Raw genomic sequence first — 22,009 nt, forward strand, 5'->3', positions numbered from 1 at the left:
TTTTTTTCTTCATCATACTCCGATTTCGGGTCACGGGATGAAATTCCTGCAAAACGAAAGAAAAACCCGACTTTTGTCGGGTTTATTAACGTGACTAAAGTCACGGGCGCTTATAACCGATTAAGCGTGATTGCCAATACGGTTCTTTACTGATTTGGTTATAACCTAATCCGTATGAACCGGCATGGATGAATGTATCAGCGTTAATCATGATGCCCATATGCGATGGTCCTGCGGTATACGTGTTTTCGAAAAAGACGAGATCACCGGGCTGCGGGACGAACGACTTCGGTAATTGTGCTCCGAAGTAAGCACCGCCCCAGTAATTGGCTACGTTCGTACGTGGGATGCTGACACCGGATTGATTGAATACATAATAGATGAGACCTGAACAATCGAATCCGCCGTTGGCCGGGCTAGAAGATGCCCACACGTATGGTGTACCCACATACTGTTTAGCAATCTGGATGGTCGAAAGTCGTGTAGACTGAGCGCTTTGTCCTTTGATTTCTGTGACGGCTGATTTTGCGACAAATCCTGAAGAGAGCCGATAGTGCGTAGCCGTCTCTCCAATGATGTTCAACAGTTCTCCGCGGAGTGTCGAACCGACCGTACTGCTCGCCTCGCTCGCCTGTGACCGAATCGAAGTCGGATAGTACGTATAGTACGAGTTTGCGTCATAGGAACCTTCGACCCAAGCCGGACCTTCTGCCGAGCCTTTCGGGACCGTTTTTACATAGGCCGAGGCAACAAAGCCGACCGTATTCCCGTAATAGATTTGTAGCCAACCTTTTGAAGACTCGACGACGCGCAACGTCTGTCCCGCTTTGACACTACCGATAATCGTCGCACTCGTTGAAGAGCTCGAACGGACGTTCAAAGAGGGAGTGTTGACGATGTAATCAACAGTGGCATTGCCAGCACCGGCATCTCCTTCATTGGGGGCAGGGTCACTCGGTGTCGTGGTCGTTTGCTTTAAATAACCGGCGCTCACGTATCCGGATTTACCATTATACGTGACATAGTACCAGCTACCTGACTGTTTCGTCGCCTGGACGACCGTGCCGTTCGGGATGGACGTGACGAGGGCGTAGCCGATGCCGGCACCTTGCCGAACATTCAAGTTTGCGGTCGTGGTGAACTGTTGGTTGATGGATTGTTCTGTACTCGGTGACGTAGATGTCGCTGATTCAGATGTCGTTAAATATGTATTGGCGACATATCCAGTTTTTGTCCCGTACTTTACTTTCGACCATGAGCCTTCGACAGCTAAGACGGTGACCGTCTTGCCCTTAGGAATCGTGAGTACCACGGTCGTCTTTGTTGACTTCGACGAGCGAAGATTCAAGTTTACTTTCGTTTGGGCCGTCGCCGCGTTCGGTGTGACAGTCGAAGGCGTGTCTGCTCCGCTTGACGTGGAAGCTTTTTGTAAATAGTCGTTATGCACCCACCCGGTCTGTCCGCCGTAACTGACTTTCGTCCACGATCCTTTTGATTGAATCGGGGTGAGCGTTTTGCCTTTTGGAATCGTCAAGAGGACGCGGTGCCACGTTCCTCCGGCGAGTCGCATGTTCAACGCATGCGTCGTCGTGACACGATTCGTACTCGCAGCTGTCAACGATGAACCACCTGTCGATGCAGACGCATTTCCTGTGAGACGTAGTGTCTGACCGACGCGAATATGGTTAGAGGATAGTCCGTTCAAAGATTTAACCGTCGCGACAGATACATCGTAGGAACGGCTGATGGACCATAATGTATCACCAGAACGTACCGTATGCGTGGTCGCAGCCGCAGCTTCGTCCGCGTGGGCAAGTATACTTACCGCTGCGAGAGCCGCGAATGAGTAAGTGAGACCAGACTTTGAATTCATAGCGTCACATCCTTTCAAAGAGTGAGAATGAAACCATTCAACAAGTGAAACAATACAAGTTTATTGTACGGTGAGACGAAATGAGCAAGCAATGGGGCAAAAGGTCAATTCACGTCCCTTTCTTGAAAAGGAGGTCAATAATTTATAAATGGGTATAAATGGATATTTAACAGAATCGAAAAAGGAGGAAGTATTGACTTTCTGTTGAATTTTGGAAAACGTGACGTGTGATGTTTCATGCTATCATTAGGTCAAAATAAATTTGGTGAGGTAGCAGACTGATGATCGAGAAGAACTTTTCAAACCGAACATATCGTAAACATCAAGAGAAACTGTTCGAGCTCGTGAGAATGCCGATTGTGACCGAGAAAACCGTACAGGAGGCGATTCGATATATGTGTGAGATCGTCGCTGATATGCTGGCGGTCGATACAGTGTCAATTTGGCATTTTGACACATCATATCAATCCATTTCGTGCCAAGTCGCCTATTCTCACGAATCAGGTACACATTATCCGAAGTTGACGGTTCATCGTGAACTCGCAGCGGACTATTTTGAGGCGCTTCAGACAGAACGGGTCCTCAAGTTCGAGGACGTTCGAAGTCACCCGTGGGTGAAGGAACTATACACAGAGTATTTTGTGGAAGGTCAGCGTATCCACTCGATGCTCGATGCTCCGATTTACGCGAACAATCGCGCTAAAGGTGTGATTTGTTGCGAAACATTTTTACCGCGGAAGTGGAACTATCTTGAAGAATTAATTGTGAGCACGCTTGCGGACTTTATCGCAATCCTTTACTTTCGACTCGACCGTCAGTTGATTGATGAACATCTTCATCAACTGGCCTATACGGATGAATTAACGGGATTGATGAATAAGTACGCGTTTGTCGATGAAATCGATTCACTTCGTCTTCATACGAAAGGTTTTCTCGGTGCTGTTCTTTATATTCGAGCCGATGATTTTCGATCGATTGAAGATGCTATCGGTTCTGAAGCGTCTGATTTGATTGTCAAAGAAATGGCGAGTCGATTGCGCAAGGTGGTCGATGAGTCTCGAATGGCTCGAACGTCTCAATCTGGATTTGTCATTTGGATTCCTTACGGGGAACGGAGGAAAGTGCATACGCTTGCGGAACACTTATGTGAGCAAGTGACACGTCTCCCGTATCGAATTAATGAATTAGATGTTGTGTTGACGACGAGCGCGTTCATCTCGATTGAAATTGAAGGTCGCTCCACATTAGACATGATTCATACAACTCGGGTTGTTGCGGGTCAATCGAATGGGAAGCGGGGAGTCATTGCGTTTTTTGAAGAGGAGATGGCACAGAAAGCATCAGATCGCCTAAGGCTAGAGATGAACCTACGATTGGGAGTCTTATCAGAACAGTTTGAGTTATATTATCAACCAAAAGTTATTGCTGATTCTGGAAAATTGAAAGGGTTCGAAGGATTGATGCGCTGGAATCATCCGGAGCGTGGTCTCGTACCGCCACTCGATTTCATTCCGCTCGCCGAATCGACGGGGATCATCATCGACCTAGAAGAATGGGCGTTCGTAACGGCCTGTCGCCAGCTCAAACAGTGGCATAATCGTGGAGACCGCTACGAGCTTGCGCTCAACTTATCGGCGCGTCATTTCTTATCTGAAGGGGTCGTCGAAAAATTTGCCCAAATCGCACGTGAAGAAGGAATCTGTACGAGTTATATGACTCTGGAGATTACAGAGAGCGTTGGGATGGAAAACCAGCAACACGTCATCGACCGTTTCATCGCCTTCCGGGAAGAAGGATTTTCCATTTCCATCGATGACTTCGGGACCGGGTTCTCAGCATTCGTCTACTTAAAGCACTATCCGATTCATGAGATCAAAATCGATCGACAGTTCATTCAAGTGACAGAGAACGACCCGACCGGGAACGTCATCGTTGAATCCATCGTCGACTTAGCACGCGGATTGAACTTGAAGACGGTTTGTGAAGGCGTCGAAACGCTTGAGCAGTGGAACGCATTACGTGGACTCGGCTGTGACGAGATGCAAGGGTACTATTTCTCTAGACCGTTGCCGCTTCAAGAACTTGAAACATGGATTGCTAGCTATACGACACAGACAAGGGACGCCTGAGCGTCCCTTTTTGTTATGGCGTAAATGTGATTCGAATCGTTGTGCCTCGTCCTTGTTCACTATCGACCTCGACCTTCCCACCGTGGGCTTCGATGATGTCCCGCGAGATGGCCATGCCGAGACCGCTTCCGCGCGCATCGTCCGTATTCGTGCCCCGGTAATAGCGTTCAAAGATATAAGGCAATTCGGATTCGGCAATCCCGTTTCCATCATCTCCAATCGTCACGATGTCACCCTCGATGTGGACCGTCACCCGCACGGACTCGTCGTTATGAATTAACGCGTTATACAAGAAGTTGAGCAAAGCCCGCTTCATAAAGTGCCGGTCGAGTGACACGGACCCTGACTCGGTCGACTCAAATTCGATGTGACGTTCACTGAAGCGAGGATCATTCAACACATCGATCACGAGTTCACGGACGAACGGCTCGAGTCTTGTCTCTTCGAGGGTAAGCGGAAAGTCGCCGTGCTGCAGACGCATCGTCAAATTGAAATCGTCGAGCAGTTCCTTCATATATTTGGCCTGACGCTCGATCACGTGCGCGTATTGTCTGCGCTCGGTGTCGTCTAGCGAATCATCGTCGAGCAGTTCGGCGTACCCTTGAATGGATGCGAGTGGGGTCAACAAATCGTGAGACACGTTGCTCATCCATTCTTTTCGACGTTCATCGAGTTCTTCGCGCTGACGTTCGTACGTTTTGAGCGTCTGTGAGACGGCATTCAAGTCATAGAAGACAGGACGATAAATCCCAGATTGCTTCGGTTCGGCGGTCGAAAAGTCGCGTTGCTTCAGCTGTTGAATCCGCTCGGTCAAGCGGTAGACGGGACGTGTCAAACGTGAGCTGAACAACAAGCCAATCAAGGCGGCGACGAGCAGGTCGACGATAAGAATCCAAAGGAATGCCTTTGATACATACGAGAGAATCGCTTGTTCATCAATCATGAATAACGTTCGACGCTCACTCGCTTCGGGCACACCGATGAGATAGCTATACGATTCATATTCTCCGATAAAGTAAAGCCGAAGCTCATCGTCCATATATTTATAGATTTGAATCAACTCAATCGGAGAATAGGCGTCAGGCAGTCCGCTCGGAGTATCGACGTCACTGACGACACGTCCGGCTTCATCTAAAAAACGAACAAACGCGCCGTACTGTTCGAGCGCATCCCGCCCTGATTCTGACACGACAGGTTCGCCGTCCTCAATTGAAAGATACGTACTGAAGTTTCGAGTGAATGTTTCCCCTGAGTTGCTTTCGACATCGTCAAGTCCTGTCCGATCATTGATGAGGAGACCGAACAAGATGGCAATGTTCAAAAAGACGACGAGTGTGACAATCAATAGAATCGACAGTAAATAACGACCGGTCAGTTTCCATTTCATCATGACTGCTCCTTACACCGTCAACCGATAGCCAAGTCCCTTGACCGTCTTGATGTATGTCGGCTCGGATGGATTCGGTTCGACTTTTTCACGGAGACGCCGGATGTGGACCATGACGGTATTGTCCGACCCGAAGAATGACTCGCCCCATACTTGGGTAAAAAGCGTCTCCTTGCTGAGGATTCGGTTCGGGTTGCGTAAAAAACAGGCGAGGAGACCGACTTCTTTGGCCGTCAACTCTAATCTCACCCCGTTCACATACACTTCCGTCTCGTCTTCATTCATTTGAAAGGGTCCGACGTTCGTCTCTTCCATCGGTGCTTCCATCATCGACACCCGTCGCAGCTGTGCTTTCACGCGGAAGGCCACTTCTTTTGGACTGAACGGCTTCGTGATGTAATCATCCCCACCGATGGCGAGTCCGAGCAGTTTATCGACTTCTTCCGATTTGGCAGATAGGAAGAGGATCGGGATAGTAGAGTGCGCCCGCATCTGTTGGCAGAGCTGATAGCCTTCCCCGTCCGGCAGCATGACGTCTAAAATCGCCAAGTGTGGACGGAACGTCTCGAAGACGTCAAACCCGTCCTTCAACGTATGGGCGGTCCGGATTTCGTGAAATCCTTCCTTCTCGAGCGCGCGTTGAATCAACATACATAAGTCTTGTTCATCATCTACGATCAGAATTCTTGGTTGCTTCATCTTCATCACCTCTCTATAAGAATAACACTTAAGGATTTTGTAAGGTACGCGTGAGTTCAAGTTAAGACAGGGGGCGTAATGTAAAAGTCAGAAAGAGGTGCTGAACATGGAAACATTATTACAAGTCAAAGCGATTCAAAAAACATATGGGAAAGGGGACGCGACGTTTCGGGCACTCGATGACGTTTCGTTCACAATCGAACACGGTGAATTCGTCGGAATCATGGGACCGTCCGGAGCGGGGAAGTCAACGTTACTCAACGTCCTCGCGACAATCGACACACCGACGTCAGGTGAGATTTTAGTCGAAGGAGACGACATCGCATCGATGAACGAGGAGGCACTCGCCGATTTTCGGCGTGATCATCTCGGCTTCATTTTTCAGGACTACAACCTGCTTGACTCGTTGACGGTACGGGAAAACATGTTGCTCCCGCTCGCCGTTTCAAAGACGCCGGTCCAGGAAACACGTGAAAAAGTCGAACGGTTGGCGAAACGGTTCGGACTCGAAGCGATCCTTGAGCAGTACCCGTACCAAATCTCAGGCGGGCAGAAACAGCGTACGGCCGTCTGTCGGGCGCTCATCTCAGACCCGAAACTGATTTTTGCCGATGAACCGACCGGCGCGCTCGACTCGAAGTCGGCGACCGATTTATTAGACACCCTCGCCCGTTTGAACGAGGCGGAGACGACAATCATGATGGTGACGCATGACGCCTTCGCGGCAAGTTTCTGTCGCCGCGTCCTCTATATTCAAGACGGTCGGTTGAAAAAGGAACTCATTCGCGGCAACGCCTCGCGGGACGCATTCTACCAATCAATCCTCGAGGAGCTCGCGAAAGGCGGTGCGGTCGATGACGCTATTTGAGCTCGCGAAGAAAAACGTCGCGCGTAATCTGTCGCGATACGCACTCTACGTTGGGACGACCATCTTTTCCATCGTCATCTACTTCACGTTCGCGACACTGAAGCATAGCCATGAGATCAGTGCGCTTGCGGAGACGTCGAAGAAGATTAGCGGGTTGATGAGCACGTCGACGTTCATTTTGATGTTGTTCGTTGCCCTGTTCATCGCCTACTCGAACGCCTTCTTTTTGAGAGGACGTAAGCGAGAGGTCGGGCTCTACTCATTACTCGGGGTCCGGAAGAAACAGATTGGGCTCTTGCTCCTATTTGAGAACATCGTCATCGGAGCGGTGTCCTTAGTCATCGGGATCATTCTCGGAATTTTCGGGGCGAACGCGCTCCTCCAACTATTGATGCGTCTCATGGACAGCGACTTGAACATCGGATTCGCCTTCTCGGCGTCGGCATTCATCGAGACGTTCCTCGTCTTTCTTGCGATTTTCCTTTTCACTTCGTTCCAAGGTTACCGGGTCATCTATCGCTTCAAGTTGATTGACCTGTTCCATGCGGACAAGAGTGGGGAAGGGGTTCCGACGGCGAAAGGCTGGGTCGCGCTCACGGGGATTCTCACCATTGGAGTGGCGTACTGGCTCGCCCTTCAGGATTTGATGACGTCATCCCTTTGGAAAATGCTCGGACTCGCGATGCCGCTTCTCATCATCGGATTGAGTGTCATCGGATCGGCGCTTCTCTTCCATAGTGTCTTGATTTTCGCTTTGACATGGTTGAAAGGGAAGGAGCATTGGTCGTGGAAACGGCTCAACTTGTTGACGACGTCACAGCTTCTCTATCGCATTCGCGGGAACGCCAAGACGCTCACGCTGATCAGCATCATCAGCGCGACTGCGATCACGGCAGGGGGTGCCATCTTCAGTGTCTACTATTATGCGGAAGAAAATGTGTCGTTGTATACACCATACACGTACGCCTGGAAAGGGGATGCGGTCGAGGTGAATGGAGCGACGTTCGAATCAAGCGTCGAAAAGAAGACGATTCGGACGGAAGCGCAGTACGGAGAGCGTGAGCTCGGGGTCATCGATGAGTCGACATACCGCCATCTCCTTCAAGGTCTCGGCGTGGCAGAACCGGCCCCGTTCAAACAGGGTGAGGTCGTATGGGTCGACCCGTTCTATGACGAACGTTATTCGGAAGATCTCGAATCGGCAGAACTGTCAGGACAAACGGTTGACGTGACAACGCGCCTTGAAGATTCGCCTCTCAACGTGATGACGTTCGGCGGGTCGTTCCTCGTCGTCGCAAACGACATGTTCAAGACGATGACGGAACCGAGCGAGACGTATCACATCGCCCTCACGGAGTCGTTCAAGGATCAGCGTGACCAGTCCGAACGTCTAACGAAACTCGGTCTCGAATCGTTCTCGAGTGCACCGGACGTGTACGCCGAGACGATGGCGATGAACGGGGCGCTTCTCTTTGTCGGGACATTCCTTGGACTCGTCTTCCTGGTCGCGACAGGCAGCGTCATCTACTTCAAGACGATGACGGAGGCAGAGGATGATCGGTCGAAGTATGCGATTTTACAGAAAATCGGGATATCCGATCGGGATGTGCGCCGGACGGTGCGCCAACAGATCATCGTCGTCTTCCTCGCCCCGTTCGCGCTCGGGATTCTGCATGCGACCGTGGCGCTCATCGCGTTTTCTAACTTGTTGAGCATGAATTTCACGATACCGGTCCTCGTGTGGATGGGCGTCTATACTGCGATTTATGCAATCTACTATGGCATCACGGTTCGCCGCTTCATGACGGCGATTCGATAAGGAGAGAAAATTATGAAAAAATGGATTGGAATTGCAATTGTTTCGACTGTATTGATGGTCGGGTTGACGAAGGTGGATTGGAATCGAATTGGGAAGGACACCCTTTTCGTTGAAATTAAAGGGGCGACAGACATTGAAGAGACGACACTCGAAAATGGTGAGGTGATGAAACGATACGTGTACACTCAGCCTGCCTTTTCGTCAGAGGGGAAGTCGAAGGAAGTCACCTTTACGGCTACGAAAGAGCTTCGGGAAGGGGCCTACTTACGTTTATACGTCAAGGACGGGGACACGGTCACGTCGTATGAGGAAGTGTCCCGTGCGGACGTACCGCGATCGATTACCGAAAAGTAAGTAAAAAGCCATTCGTCATGAGCATCATGGCGGATGGCTTTTGCCTGCTCATACGACAGGCGCCTCATAAGCATTTAGTTCGAGCTTTAATATGTACGTTAATTCATGATGCGCCAATTCAGAAAAATTTGTTTTCTTTACATGTGTCCGTGGGCGCAATCCGCACTCCAATGCGACGTCGACAATGGTACGAATCTGATTTTCCGTATAGAATCGTTTTCGGCCGAACGTGAACGGGGTAGGTGGCAAGACGCCATCTGTCTCCCATTTGATCAACTGCTGTTGGCTACGCGGGATGCCGGCCACACTGAAGGCCCGACTCAATTCTTTGAGCGGATAAACGATCAGATGTTGTTCTTTATACGAAATTGGTTTTCCTTGTTCCGGTCGGTATGTATCCCATTCGGTCGCTGAAAACGTCAGGTCGGATTGGTCGAAGTCGTGTTGAGCGGAAGGAATAGTGGTGGTGCTTGCGAGGTCTAAGCTGTTCATAGTATGCGTCTCCTTCTTCAAGACTGACTGGTCATTTCAAAAATGTCCTCCTACGTATCGTACCCCATTTACAAGATTTTAACTTACAGTTTTTTCAAAGTGGGGAAATGATTCGTGGGACTTTTGACGTATTTTTGAACGTTGTCTGCCGAACATTAAGATACCCTAATTGGTATGAAAACTCAAGCAAAGCAGTCAAAATTTGAAAAATGAATAAAAATTCAGACGATTTAGGACTATCGTCACTCATTGCTATATAAAAATAGAATGAGCACTTTCATGATGAAAGCGGTTAATAAGGGCGAAGGAGGTGAGACAAATGGCAATATATCGAGAAGCGGCGAAAATGTTGTATTTGGACACCCGGCGACAAGTCGACGGCAAAGAGAAAAAGCAACTCGTTCGCTACGGACCGCTAGGCAGTCGAATGGACGAAGCACGGATAAAACAGTTTGGTGACCTGATTAAGGCACTAATTGATGTCGAATCCGTCAACTATGTCGTGGCCCAGGAATTTTTAGTGTATTAACACGGAGGACTTATGAACAACCTCACACATCCCGTCGATGATCCTCGGCATGATGAGCAGGTGATCACATGAGTTGGCCTGAACTCATCTCAAATCTCGGGTTCCCTATCGTCGTCTCGCTCTATTTGCTTCATCGGATTGAGACGAAGCTCGATCGCATGATCCAGCTGCTCGAGCGAATGGGTACCTCGAACGTATCAGAAACCTAATCCCCTATTGAAAGGAGCCATCCCCCATGGCTGTTTTAACAGAGAAGAAAGCAACGTTCGTCTTGACGACGCATCATGACTTAGAAACAGCAAAACCGACGAAAAAAGCGCAACGGTTCGGCCCGATTCGTGCCGACCTTACGGCAGATACGATTGACGCGTTTGGTCGTCTATTAATCGACCTTGTCATTCAAGAGGACGCGGACCTCGGCATCGTCCGTGAATACGATTTAGTTTAACCCATACCCCAAGGAGGAGAATAACCCATGACTGACACAAAACTTGAAATCTCATTTTTAGATGCATTCCATAAAGTCGTACGTTTCCGCTTGAACAACGTGGAGCAACCGGTCGACGCTCAAAAAGTGGAGGCACTCGCCGACTTCATGGTCGCTAACGATCCGCTCGCGAAAAATGTGATGGAGTGGACGGAAATCAAGATGATTGAAGGTACGCAGACCGTATTGAGTGAGAAGTAAGGTTGAGAAGCATCGCGATCGCGATGCTTCTTTTTTTAATTACATAATCTGCTTTCAAAAATCACAATTAACAATTATATTAAAAGGAGCAAAAAATAAATAAAATAAGGAAGGGTTTGTAAAAAGTTGAAACGATATTTATATGCCATCATGCTGATGATGATTTTGCTTGTGGTGCCGAGGCAGGAGGCGTGGGCCGCTTCTGTATTCGAGACCGGGACGAAACTTGAACAATCAATTAAAGTGATCCCGCAGTCACCATTTTATTTGAACTATCAGGACGGAAAGACGCGACTGCATGACCCGAGCAGTCAGTCCACCGTCGTCATCGACTTTCCAGGGAACTTAACGACGCACTCATCCGGTGACGAGGGGAGCTACGGAGGCGTCCGTTCGTGGATTGCGAGTCTAGACAGACAGGAATGGATTGCCGTTCCCCAATATGATCAACCTCTCATCCGCATCCAGCGGGACGGGACGACGTCTCGAATCGACTCCTTAGAATCACCACATCGAGCGGACCTTGTATCATATGATGCCAGCCGAGACGTGATGCTCTGGCGTGATTCGTACAAAGGTGAATGGGCGTTGACGGATCTTAAAGGAGCGGTCAAAAGGACGTATCCGGTCATTTCGGGACAACGTCTGATATTAGGGACAAACCTTGATGAATTGATTGCATTCAACACGTCCGACAAGTCGATTACACACCTCTCACTCGAGACGGGGGAGGAACTAGGAAAAACAACGTATCCGAATGAATCGTTGTCCATCGACTTTGAGTCGAAGACGGATCGACTCTTTATGAAAGGCTCGAATCATTTGTACGTCTACGATTTAGCAACCCGAACCATTCAAACGCTCAACTTGAACAGGCAAGTCCACTATGATATCACGTCACTCATCTATCACGATGGGCTTTACTATGGTGTGACGTTTAATGATTCGATGGTCACGATTGATTTAGCGGAAGGTCGCATCAAGGAGACGAGTTTGCGTACGCGCAATACGAATAGCCAGTTCGATTTGATCGAGAATGGGTACTTCGTACAAGACGAGCAGTGGATCCTGTCAATCGAACGTTTCGGGAAAAAGCCGAAAGAAATGTACACGTGGTTGAAAGCTACTGGCAACTCGGAAGAGGGGCATACGTGGCTCAGTCATGCGTATCAACTCATGGCGACCGTCACAACCGTTGATGGGACCGAGCATAAGCTACCTGTTGCTGAATTGCCGACGGATATGACACGAGTAGAGTCGGCGCAACAGTTCGCAGAAGACTACACGATTCCATCGTTTGATCAGCCGTTCACTTCGGCAGTATATTTCGCGATGCTGGACCATTGGAGAACCTTCAAACCGATCAAACAACTTCCGCTTCAATTGGACACTTCCTTCAATTATGGGGCAGTCGGAGACATCACCGGGATGACGGCGCCGAATGCCACCGTGTACCTCTTCTGTGAAAAAGAGCTGTACAGCACATGTTCGGGCTCTGTCCAGGCGGACGAAACTGGACGCTTCACGCTCTCAAGAGGCATCATCACAGGCGGGCAGACGATTGAGTTGTTTGCTTCCAACTCGCGAGATTACCATCAAGCGACAGAGGCATCGGTCAAACAGAAAGTCGTGCTTGAACAATCGGTCGTCACGGACCCGACAAAGATTTTGACAGCTACCCGAATGGAAGGGGTATCCGTACAGACGGCTCCATACGCAAAAGTGGAAGTCCGCCAAATCAACTCAAAGACAGAATATGAAGTGAAAGAAGTTCAGGCAGATGAACACGGTGTGGCGCAATTGACGACATTTGATCGGAGCCAGCCGCTGTCTTATCCGGTCTTCTTCAGAATTCTAGGGACGGAACGTCCCTATGAGATGACCTATGTGACTGAAATCTACCCGATCCCTTCTTTCACGTGGACAAAATCACCGAAAACAGGTGACACGACGATCACGGTTTACAACGACAAGTTAGACCCAGTGCTCGCTGTTTCTCGTGATGGGAGAGCCGAATCGGCGAAACGATTGACGAAAGGTCTCAACGTCATCAACTTGAAAGAACCGCTACGCGAAGGCCAGACAATCAAACTTGTTGCGAGCTTCCTTCCGGAGTTCACAAAAACGCTTGAGAAAAAAGTGACGAGTGACACACCGAAAGTATTGACGGTGAAGGATGTTCTCCTTACGTCATCATCCGCGACCTTCACGTTGGCACACGATCCAAACACGGATATCTACTTCACGACGTCAAGCGGCACTTCATTCTATTCGCGTGTAGTGGGGACGAACCGATATCACATCCCGGCAAAACCGGGAACGACGGTCGTCATCCATTCCGCATACGGTTCAAAGAAAAAGACGCTCACATATAAGCTGCCGAGTGCGACGATTCCATCGGTGACCTTGACGGACGAACAGACGAAACGGGTCGGGAAGACGTTGCCGAATGCGACCGTGACGCTAAAGAACGGTTCGAAAGTCATCGCGACGACGAAATCGAATGCGAGTGGGTCGTATACGCTTACGTTCAGCCGTCCACGTGCCGGAACGAAGCTCTATTTCGAGGCGAAGTCGGGAATTCATCGTGATGCGAAATCAGTTGTGGTCAAGTCGGGGATCCGTCCGACAATCAGCACAGGGACTATCCGATCGACGACAAAATCGGTAGCAGTGCGTACGAACGTCCCTTATGGCACGGTGTATGTTTACAAGGGAGGTAAAATCATCGCTAAAAAATCAATCGGCTCCACGACGACAAACGTCTATATCGGATTGCAGCGACGTGGGACGAAACTGACTTTCAAAGTGGTGACACCAGCGAACCGAACGAATCAAACGACTAAATCAGTCTATTAATCGAGGAAGGTGACTCTTGCAGTTTGAGTCACCTTTTTTAAGTTTGGTCAATCCCCTTCATTATTTTCTGAAAATTGTCGATAGTATAGAAAATACTGCATGATTGAGAGGGGAATACATAGATGGCATGGAAATCAACATGGTCTAAGGCACTCAGCCGGATCAAACGAAAACCGACATGGACGTGGAAACCGACACTCAAATGGAAGCGTAGAGAGAAGCGTGAACGCACGACATCTTTCGGACCGAACATTGGAAAGAATTTGACGATTCGTCAAAAGTTATGGGGACTCGTCCTCATCTCACTCGTCATGGTCATTGGCGTCGGCGGATACGCGCTATTTTCAATGAGTGACGCGAACCGTCAAGCGGACGACATCGTCAACAACTGGAATAAAGGGCTCGATTACGCTCACGAACTTAATACGCTCGCCGCAAACTATCGTACGCTCGAGCTCGACCATATCGTCTCAGATGATGCGACGATGAAAGAAGAACTCATGACGCAGATGAAAGAGATTCGTGATGAAATCAATACAATTGCACCGAAGTATGAAGGACGTGCTGTAAACGCAGAGGACAAAGAGCTGTTTAATAACTTCTCGCGTCAATGGGAGATGTATCAGCGCGTCTCCGACAACATGTTGACATTCAGTTCGACAGGCAACACGGGGATGGCACGTTCATATTATGATGCTCAATCACAATCGACATATGATAACTTCACACAAAAATTAGCCAATCTTGTCGACTACAACTCAGAAGGGTCACAACGTGTCGGTCAAAACATGGAACGAGAATTCATGCAGTCCCTTATGGCGTTGATTGCCGTGACGGCCGGTGCAATGGCGATTCTCTTGTTCCTAGGGTTCAGTTTGTTACGTTCAATCATTCGACCGATGCAAACGTTGCAGACACGCTTTGATGAACTCGCGACACAAGGTGGCGATTTGACGATGACGATTCCCGTCACGTCAAACGATGAAATCGCGCAAGTCAGTCGTTCATTCAACACATTCCTCGCGACACTTCGTGAAATCATGATCGATGTCGATGAGACGGCGAAAGTCGTTCTCTCGTCTTCTAAAGACGTATCCGCCGAAGTGACACAACTCAGTCACTATATGGAAGAGACGTCTGGAACGGTCGAAGAATTGACGGCAGGCATGGAAGAGACGGCGGCCTCTTCTCAAGAAATGAGTGCTTCGACGACAGAGATGGGCAGTTCGATTGACTCCATCGTCGACTTATCGAATGAGAGTGCCGATACGGCGAACCGTGTCGAGACACGGGCGCACGAGATGCGGGAACAAGCCGTCGTCTCGAAGACAGAGGCTGTGACCATCATTGAGAAGAAACAAGTCGAGCTCGCGGAAGCTATTAAAGGGGCCCAATCGGTCGAAGAGATTCGCGTCTTGACGACGGCCATTCTTACAATCGCCGACCAGACGAACTTACTCGCACTGAACGCGTCGATTGAAGCGGCACGGGCAGGGGATGCCGGACGCGGATTTGCGGTCGTCGCATCGGAAATTCGTAAACTTGCGGAGAACTCACGTCAGACGGTCAACGAGATTCGTGACGTATCGAACACCGTCATCGATTCGGTCGAACGACTCAATACGAGTTCGGAGGACATGTTGACCTTCTTGAACACGAAAGTCATGGCAGACTACGATCGTCTCGAAGATGCTGCGACGCAATATGAACAGGACGCGACGGTATTCGGTGAGACGGCGAAGACGTTTGAAGGCAATGCCCTTCAACTTCGTCACATGACGGACAACATTCTCGGTGTGATACAGGAAGTGGCAACGACCGTGACAGAAGGTGCGGACGGTACACAGTCCATCTCGGAGAAAGTTCAACTATCGGTTGAGCGCTTCAATGATGTGCAAACGAAGATGAATGAAACTGAGAAACGCGCGACAGAACTATCGAATCGTGTGGCACAATTCAAGCTATAAGCAAGTCTCAGAACCAGGCAGATGTCTGGTTCTTTTTTTTATGAATTTTTTGAAACATTTACAGTTCGGATTTTTTAATAAGGGGTCAATGTGTTAGATGATTTCAAATTGTTGGTACAAATTAGGCGGTCTCGTCCGATAAAAAAAGAGCAACACATCATCATAGAGAGAAAAAGAGGTGAAGAGGACGTGTTCCTCTAAAGTAGTGAAAAAAATTGCAAAAAAATTGACGTTAACCCAAAAGTTGTTGGGCGCTGTTGGAATGGTTTTAGTTTTAGTGGCTTTCGGAATGTTATACAATTTGTCGTCACTTCACAATGCAACAAGCCGATACGAAGAAATGATTGCAAAAGATGTTATGCGAATGAAAGCGGCTGACGCACTATCACTCGGAATGACACGTCAAGCTTACGGGTTGAGAGGGTACATGTTAAATCAGGATTCGTCTCATTTAGACAAAGAACGATTGGGCTCGACTGGAAAAGAAGCGGCATTACGTGAGTTGATTACGTTGGCAAACTCAAAAGAAGAAAAAGAATCCTTTGAAAAACTTCTTGAGTTTGCTCTTAACTACGACGAACTATCAGAAGAACTCGTAGCGGCGATCGATGCCGGGAACGAAAGAGAGGTGGATCGTCTCGGACTTGAAGAAATGCCGGATGTTACTGTTTTCATCACTGAGCAAGGTGAAATGATTCAAGAGAGTATAGCGGCTGACATGCTGACGAAAAAGGACGAACTTGAACAGTATAGTGACAAAGCGCTGTATTACGCGGCAATCATAGCAATCGTTATATTTGTCATGACGACACTAGCCGGATATGGATTGTACGTCATGGTGACGCGACCGCTTCGTCAGTTAGCGAAACAAGTGGACATTGTGGCCCAGGGAGATTTGACAGGAAATGATTTAATCGTTTACACGCAAGACGAAGTCGGGCAATTGATGACCGGCTTCAATCGCATGAAAGGCAACTTGCGCGAACTCATTGAACGAGTCACACAAAACGCACAAGAAATCACAGCGCAGTCGGAAGAACTGTACGCGAGCACGGAAGAGATGGCCTCGCAGACAGAGGAGACGACACGTCTCATCGATCGTGTCGTGGAAGACACGGTCGCGCAAGCTAAAGAAGCGACAGGAACGTCTCAAGCTGTAGCTGCTGCAGATGAAGGGATTGGTCGGATTGCCGGTTCAATCGGCTCGATTGACGATGACGTATCACAGAGTTTGAAGCTAGCCGAAGAAGGGGGCGCGGCGATGACCCAGGCGAAAGACGAAGTGCTCGCACTGGAACGGGAGACACGTCTGACAGGAGAATCGATTTCGGAACTGAAGCAACAGTCCGATGAGATCGCCCTTATTACCGAGGTCATCCAATCAATCACGGACCAGACGAACTTATTGGCATTGAATGCGGCCATCGAAGCGGCACGTGCCGGCGAACAAGGGAAAGGCTTCGCCGTCGTCGCAGAAGAAGTACGTAAACTTGCCGAGCAGTCGAAACAGTCGGCGACACAAATCGCCGGGTTGATCGAGTCGATTCAAGCACAATCGAATGCCGTCCTCGACCAACACGTCGTCAGTGCGAAACGCGTCGAGACGAACACGTTGTTGCTCGAACGGGCGACACGTGCGTTCGAACAGATCGTCAGGCAGCTCGAGACGTCGGTCGACAATACGTCACACATTCGTATCGCCTCGCATGAAATTGCGGAGACAACGAGACAAGTCGCAACATCTTCTCTTCAAATGTCACAAGACAGCGAAGGGATGGCGAAGACGATGCGCTCTGTCGGTGAGACAGCTGACTCTCAACTTGCGATGATTCAAGAGTTGAACGGTGTCGCCGAGTCGCTCGGTAATATGACGAGTGACCTGCAGACGTTGATTGGGCGGTTCACGACTTAAATGGTTGCAACATGGAGGTAATGACTCAAATGTTCTAACAGACTTATCATAATCAAAAAACCACCGTTTTTTGATAGTGAATAAACGAACGGCATATGCTGCTTTACAGTTATTTTTGAATCGAAAAGGATATAAATTGCGATTAGATGAGACGGAAGTCATTCTGTTTTGTGTTCGAACAGCGACAGAATCAATTGAAATTTCGCAGCTCGCAATTCAAATCGAAAGGTACTGTATCAAGAAATAAGGCGTTCCACTAAAGTCCTGTCTCTTCGGAGTCAGGACCTTTTTGTTCACATCGAAACGATTCGCCATCCAGAAAGTGGGGAATGAACAACAAGGTAAACGATAAAAAGGAGTGGATCATATGAAGTATACGGTCATTACAGGAGCCAGTTCAGGAATCGGGTATGAAGCAGCGAAACTACTAGCCGAAAAAGGGAAGTCGCTCGTGCTCGTCGCAAGACGAAAAGAAGAGCTCGAATCGCTACGTGATGAGATCAAATCCATCTCGCCTGATTGCGATGTCATCATCAAATCGACCGATCTGTCTTACAGCGAGAACGTGTACGGACTATATGAGTCGCTCGCGGACCTCGATATCGAGACGTGGATTAACAACGCTGGGTTTGGGGATGCCGGACAAATCAAAGAGGTGGATTTAGGTAAGATTGAAAACATGATTCGTTTGAACATCGAGGCGCTCACCGTCTTATCGAGTCTATACGTCCGTGACTATCACGACGTCGAAGGGGCGCAACTGTTGAACGTGTCGTCTGTCGGGGGATATCGCATTGTCCCGAACTCGGTCACGTATTGTGCGACGAAGTTCTTCGTCAGTGCGTATACGGAAGGACTCGCACAGGAATTGAAGCAGAATGGTGCCAAACTTCGAGCAAAAGTGCTCGCACCGGCTGCAACGGAGACGAGTTTCGCCGACCGGGCACGCGATACGGAAGGATTCGACTACAGCGAGAACGTCGCGAAGTATCACACGGCGCGCGAGATGGCAGAGTTCTTATATGACTTGCTTGAAGGGGACGAAGTCGTTGGGATTGTCGACCCCGAGGATTATTCGTTCAGCCTACGCGGACCGATTAAACCGTATGCCGGATAAACAAAAACATCACGCCGTGCTGGCGTGATGTTTTTTATGACGTCGGTACAGAGTAACCACCTGTGAAGCGGTGGGTCAGGCGACGTGTCCAGTACCGCATCCGGAGGCGCCATACATAGAGTTGTGACGTATTCGGAAGGACGACGTTGTTGACGTATTCTGCGAACATATGACGGAACATATGTCCCTCACTTTTGTCATAGGTCGCACTCCACATCCCGTGGTTCTCGACTTCGAGTAGCATCCAAATCATCTCTTCAGTGAGCGGGTCTTCGTCGGCGAGCTCGGCTGAGAGGGCAGCAAAGCGCTGGCTACAGATGGCGGCATATAAAGAATGGGCGTGTGGATTATGTGGGTTGGCGTTCAAATAGCCACTCGCCGTTTTCATGAGTTCATCGACCATGTCGAGGGGGATATCATCGTATACTTGGAAAAATTCGAGAAGCATGGGTACCGTATCAGGACCTAATCCGGCAAGTCGGACATAATGCATGACGTGCAGCCCGGCTTCTCCGTAGAATTTTCGGTCAAAGTAATGAATCGCGATAGCACGGTGCATGATCGGTACGTCCGGATAGAGCTCGACACCACGAATGAAATGTTGTTCTGCCTCGAACGTGAATCCCGTATCTTCACTGACGATGCCGTTCAGCATGTGAAGGATATAATGATCACCAAGTTCGCTTGCTGTATCGAGCCATTGTTTGGCTTTTGCGATGTTACCATCACGGATATGTGGATACGCGCGCATAGCAGGAAAGAATGGATCATTCGGAAAGGCGGTTTCGCCACGTGTCGCTAATGCATCGATTGCTGCAACGTTATACTCGTCAGTCAATTCTGCGAGGAGCATCATCTCAAGGAACGTGCGTTGGAACTCTGGGGTGTGTATATCGATGGTTTGTGTCATACGGTGTCCTCCTCACAAGTACTGGTGTCGCTCTATTATACTTGTTCTCGAAACGAGGGAGTAGCATCTTTTGCAAAAACGGGAAATGAAAAGTATAGCCGGGAAGGAGGGGATGACATGGCGACGTTCACAGGGTATATCGCAGAGGTGATGGATGGGAAAATCAGGGTCACTCCGACTCGAGAGGCAGATCCGTTTGACGGGATCGTGTTTCATCTGGAGGAACACTTTTCTGAAGAGAAACCGTTTCTCGTCGGTCAATCTGTAAGAGTCGAGCATGATGAGCAAATGACGCGTTCCTTGCCACCGCAAGCGACGGCGCGTCGGGTCGATGTGTTATGATGGGGACGAGGTGAACGACATGGGACAACGGAATTTTTTGTGGCTCGGAGCCGTCATCGGCTTCAGTGCTCTCGTCGTGTGGTTGTTGCAAGATGCGCTCCCGTTTTGGGCACTGTCGATTCTGCTTCTCGGACTCGGTGCGGTGCTCGGCAATCTCCAACGACGTTTCACACGCGACGAATAACAAGCACTCCATCATTCAGATGGGGTGCTTGTGTCATTTTCTTCTTCATTCGTTTGTTCTTCAGTGTCCGGATCGTCTTCGACGATGGAGCCCTCATCCCCGTCTGGTTCGAGCGTCGTCGGTTCTTCCGGTTCCGTCGGTTCTTCCGGTTCGGCCGGATCCTCTGGTTCCGTTACAGGAGGATCGTCTTCGATCGGCTCTTCCGTTTCTGGTGGATCCGTCGGTTCCTCTGGTTCACTCGGTGGTTCCGCAGGTTCTTCCGGCGTCACTTTAGGTGTCGTCGGTTCCATTTCTTCCACGACCTCTTCTTCGACTTCTTCCTCAACCGGGACTTCCGGTTCAGTGATAGGCGGTGATTCGGGTGAAGTCTCTGGAACGCTTGGCGTTTGTGGAATATAGACAGGTTCGTCGGTCAAGTCAGGCGTGACGGGCTCAACCGGTGCAAGTTCGACCGGTGGTGGAGCCGGCGCATCTTTTTCAATGAATGTTCGAACGTCCCGTTCAAATAATGCGGTCGGCAAGGCGATTCCACGTAAATGGATGGCAACGATTCGCCCGGATGCCGAAAGGAGCGGACTACCATACCCATGGCGTGGCAAATCAAAGTTCCGGATATAGCCGTTCTCAGCAAAAGTGACTGTGCCGTTGATTCGTTCTTTCATCGTCAGCGTCGTCAGCGTCTCGTCCTCCGCGGCGATGGCTTGCGTGAATAAGAATGGTGTATGTTCGGTCTCTTCGATGCGAACGACGGCAATCAGATTCGTGCGACCGACGACGGTGCCGGAGACGGCCACTCCGTCATGATACATGATGATGTTCGTCAAACCGGCCACGTTCGAGGCAGCCGTGACGACATCGCGTGAGCTCACCAAAAATCCCGTCCCGTAACTGACGGTGAAAAGGCTCTCTCGCAACGTATCGAAGTCGACGGGTGTCGCTTCATCAGCGGAAACGGTATCTTCGCCGATTCGTAAGTCGACTTGGTCTGCGAGCGAGTCAGTCGAATGTAATATATCTGTGAAATAGGCGTGTCCGATGTAGGTGACAAAAGCAATGAGTGCGATAGCGAATGGGGTGGCAAATAACCAAATCGTGCGACGTGAGCGACGGCCACACGTCGGACAGACCGTTTTCGATCGTGTCTTCTTTCCGCAGTGGGGACAAGTCACAGGGGCACCTTCTTTCTAAAAAGTTCGATGCTATGCTTATTCCTTCATTTGGAAAGAGGTAAACAAAAATTTTGGAGGGTACCACGATCGAACGTTCATGATAGAATCATCAAAAGGTATAGGGGGAAATCCATTGAAATTCATCATCTTATTCGGTCCGCAAGCCGTCGGCAAGATGACGGTCGGGCAGGCGCTCGCTGATAAAACCGGACTGAAATTATTCCATAACCATATGACGATCGACCTCGTCGGGCCGTTCTTCAATTACGGGACGCCTGAAGGGAAGCGACTCGTCCAACACTTTCGCCAAGAACTGTTCGAGGCGGTCGCCAAGAGTGATTTACCCGGCATGATTTTCACGTTCGTCTGGGCGTTCGATATGCAGGAGGACTGGGATTACGTGAAGAAGGTGACGGACTTGTTCGAGTCACACGGGGCGGACATTTACTACGTCGAGCTCGAGGCCGAGATAGAGGAACGCCTCGCGCGCAATACGACGGAGAACCGCCTCACGCATAAACCATCGAAGCGCGATATTGCCTGGTCCGAAGCGGAACTGAAACAGACGGCGACGATGTATCGGTTGAACTCACGTCCAGGGGAATTAGACGTCGAGCATTATCTCCGTATCGATAACACGAACTTAAGTCCAGAAGAGACGGCGACACAGATTCAACAGGCATTTTACCTATGAAAAAGCGAGTCCCTCAC

Annotated in this window: 21 protein-coding genes; 15 read left to right on the forward strand and 6 right to left on the reverse strand. The window is 49.5% G+C overall.

The window, feature by feature from the left end; genetic code table 11:
* Positions 1-100: 100 nt before the first annotated feature.
* Positions 101-1,873 carry a C40 family peptidase gene (locus KNO96_RS07795; protein ID WP_214703254.1) on the reverse strand — a complete coding sequence of 591 codons (1,773 nt, stop codon included), beginning with the start codon at positions 1,871-1,873 and terminating at the stop codon, positions 101-103.
* 281 nt (positions 1,874-2,154) lie between these two features.
* Between KNO96_RS07795 and KNO96_RS07800 the strand changes: the two genes are divergently transcribed.
* Positions 2,155-4,002 (forward strand): sensor domain-containing phosphodiesterase, encoded by a 1,848-nt coding sequence (locus KNO96_RS07800; protein ID WP_214703255.1) that lies wholly within the window; start codon positions 2,155-2,157, stop codon positions 4,000-4,002.
* Positions 4,003-4,015: 13 nt separating this feature from the next.
* On the opposite strand, the gene KNO96_RS07805 is transcribed toward KNO96_RS07800, so the two are convergent.
* Both KNO96_RS07805 and KNO96_RS07810 read right to left on the reverse strand, forming a co-directional pair.
* Complete coding sequence (locus KNO96_RS07805) at positions 4,016-5,389, reverse strand: sensor histidine kinase (protein ID WP_353047588.1); 1,374 nt, start codon at positions 5,387-5,389, stop codon at positions 4,016-4,018.
* 12 nt (positions 5,390-5,401) lie between these two features.
* A complete protein-coding gene (locus KNO96_RS07810; RefSeq protein WP_214703257.1) occupies positions 5,402-6,088 on the reverse strand; it encodes a response regulator transcription factor in 687 nt (228 codons plus the stop codon).
* 106 nt (positions 6,089-6,194) lie between these two features.
* Between KNO96_RS07810 and KNO96_RS07815 the strand changes: the two genes are divergently transcribed.
* Genes KNO96_RS07815 through KNO96_RS07825 form a run of 3 tightly spaced genes read left to right on the forward strand, consistent with a single transcriptional unit; the run spans position 6,195 to position 9,129 of the window.
* Complete coding sequence (locus KNO96_RS07815) at positions 6,195-6,956, forward strand: ABC transporter ATP-binding protein (RefSeq protein ID WP_026825222.1); 762 nt, start codon at positions 6,195-6,197, stop codon at positions 6,954-6,956.
* Positions 6,943-8,775: an ABC transporter permease gene (locus KNO96_RS07820; protein WP_214703258.1), complete on the forward strand. Its 1,833-nt coding sequence runs from the start codon at positions 6,943-6,945 to the stop codon at positions 8,773-8,775. Before KNO96_RS07815 ends, KNO96_RS07820 begins: the two co-directional genes overlap by 14 nt.
* A gap of 12 nt (positions 8,776-8,787) precedes the next feature.
* Positions 8,788-9,129 (forward strand): YxeA family protein, encoded by a 342-nt coding sequence (locus tag KNO96_RS07825; protein WP_214703259.1) that lies wholly within the window; start codon positions 8,788-8,790, stop codon positions 9,127-9,129.
* Positions 9,130-9,177: 48 nt separating this feature from the next.
* Here the strand turns inward: KNO96_RS07825 and KNO96_RS07830 are convergent, their stop codons facing one another.
* Entirely contained in the window at positions 9,178-9,621 is a 444-nt protein-coding gene (locus tag KNO96_RS07830; protein ID WP_214703260.1) for a MerR family transcriptional regulator, read from the reverse strand.
* Between the two features lie 319 nt (positions 9,622-9,940).
* Here KNO96_RS07830 and KNO96_RS07835 point away from each other — a divergent pair, with 319 nt between their 5' ends.
* The 8 genes from KNO96_RS07835 to KNO96_RS07870 all read left to right on the forward strand — a co-directional run bounded on the left by KNO96_RS07835 (position 9,941) and on the right by KNO96_RS07870 (position 18,693).
* Positions 9,941-10,150: a hypothetical protein gene (locus KNO96_RS07835; RefSeq protein ID WP_214703261.1), complete on the forward strand. Its 210-nt coding sequence runs from the start codon at positions 9,941-9,943 to the stop codon at positions 10,148-10,150.
* A 68-nt stretch (positions 10,151-10,218) separates the two neighbouring features.
* Positions 10,219-10,359, forward strand: coding sequence for a YvrJ family protein (locus KNO96_RS07840; RefSeq protein WP_084483574.1), 141 nt, complete (start codon positions 10,219-10,221; stop codon positions 10,357-10,359).
* Between the two features lie 26 nt (positions 10,360-10,385).
* Positions 10,386-10,598, forward strand: coding sequence for a hypothetical protein (locus KNO96_RS07845; protein WP_026825227.1), 213 nt, complete (start codon positions 10,386-10,388; stop codon positions 10,596-10,598).
* 27 nt (positions 10,599-10,625) lie between these two features.
* Positions 10,626-10,838 (forward strand): DUF2922 family protein, encoded by a 213-nt coding sequence (locus KNO96_RS07850; RefSeq protein WP_214703262.1) that lies wholly within the window; start codon positions 10,626-10,628, stop codon positions 10,836-10,838.
* Between the two features lie 126 nt (positions 10,839-10,964).
* On the forward strand, positions 10,965-13,697 hold the full coding sequence (locus KNO96_RS07855; protein WP_214703263.1) for a WD40 repeat domain-containing protein: 2,733 nt from the start codon (positions 10,965-10,967) through the stop codon (positions 13,695-13,697).
* A gap of 122 nt (positions 13,698-13,819) precedes the next feature.
* Positions 13,820-15,664, forward strand: a complete 1,845-nt coding sequence (locus KNO96_RS07860) for a methyl-accepting chemotaxis protein (protein WP_214703264.1) — start codon at positions 13,820-13,822, stop codon at positions 15,662-15,664.
* 289 nt (positions 15,665-15,953) lie between these two features.
* Entirely contained in the window at positions 15,954-17,576 is a 1,623-nt protein-coding gene (locus KNO96_RS07865) for a methyl-accepting chemotaxis protein (protein ID WP_251125104.1), read from the forward strand.
* Positions 17,577-17,943: 367 nt separating this feature from the next.
* Positions 17,944-18,693 carry an SDR family NAD(P)-dependent oxidoreductase gene (locus KNO96_RS07870; RefSeq protein WP_214703265.1) on the forward strand — a complete coding sequence of 250 codons (750 nt, stop codon included), beginning with the start codon at positions 17,944-17,946 and terminating at the stop codon, positions 18,691-18,693.
* A 34-nt stretch (positions 18,694-18,727) separates the two neighbouring features.
* Here KNO96_RS07870 and KNO96_RS07875 read toward each other — a convergent pair whose 3' ends face one another.
* Complete coding sequence (locus KNO96_RS07875) at positions 18,728-19,603, reverse strand: hypothetical protein (protein WP_214699900.1); 876 nt, start codon at positions 19,601-19,603, stop codon at positions 18,728-18,730.
* Positions 19,604-19,720: 117 nt separating this feature from the next.
* Between KNO96_RS07875 and KNO96_RS07880 the strand changes: the two genes are divergently transcribed.
* Positions 19,721-19,945, forward strand: coding sequence for a hypothetical protein (locus tag KNO96_RS07880; RefSeq protein ID WP_026825233.1), 225 nt, complete (start codon positions 19,721-19,723; stop codon positions 19,943-19,945).
* A gap of 19 nt (positions 19,946-19,964) precedes the next feature.
* Positions 19,965-20,129 carry a hypothetical protein gene (locus KNO96_RS07885; protein WP_026825234.1) on the forward strand — a complete coding sequence of 55 codons (165 nt, stop codon included), beginning with the start codon at positions 19,965-19,967 and terminating at the stop codon, positions 20,127-20,129.
* Between the two features lie 11 nt (positions 20,130-20,140).
* Here the strand turns inward: KNO96_RS07885 and KNO96_RS07890 are convergent, their stop codons facing one another.
* Complete coding sequence (locus tag KNO96_RS07890) at positions 20,141-21,298, reverse strand: S1 family serine peptidase (RefSeq protein WP_214703266.1); 1,158 nt, start codon at positions 21,296-21,298, stop codon at positions 20,141-20,143.
* Positions 21,299-21,431: 133 nt separating this feature from the next.
* Between KNO96_RS07890 and KNO96_RS07895 the strand changes: the two genes are divergently transcribed.
* Entirely contained in the window at positions 21,432-21,992 is a 561-nt protein-coding gene (locus KNO96_RS07895) for an AAA family ATPase (protein ID WP_026825235.1), read from the forward strand.
* Positions 21,993-22,009 lie beyond the last annotated feature (17 nt).

Source organism: Exiguobacterium sp. s89, from assembly GCF_018617735.1.
GTDB classification, from domain to species: domain Bacteria; phylum Bacillota; class Bacilli; order Exiguobacteriales; family Exiguobacteriaceae; genus Exiguobacterium; species Exiguobacterium marinum.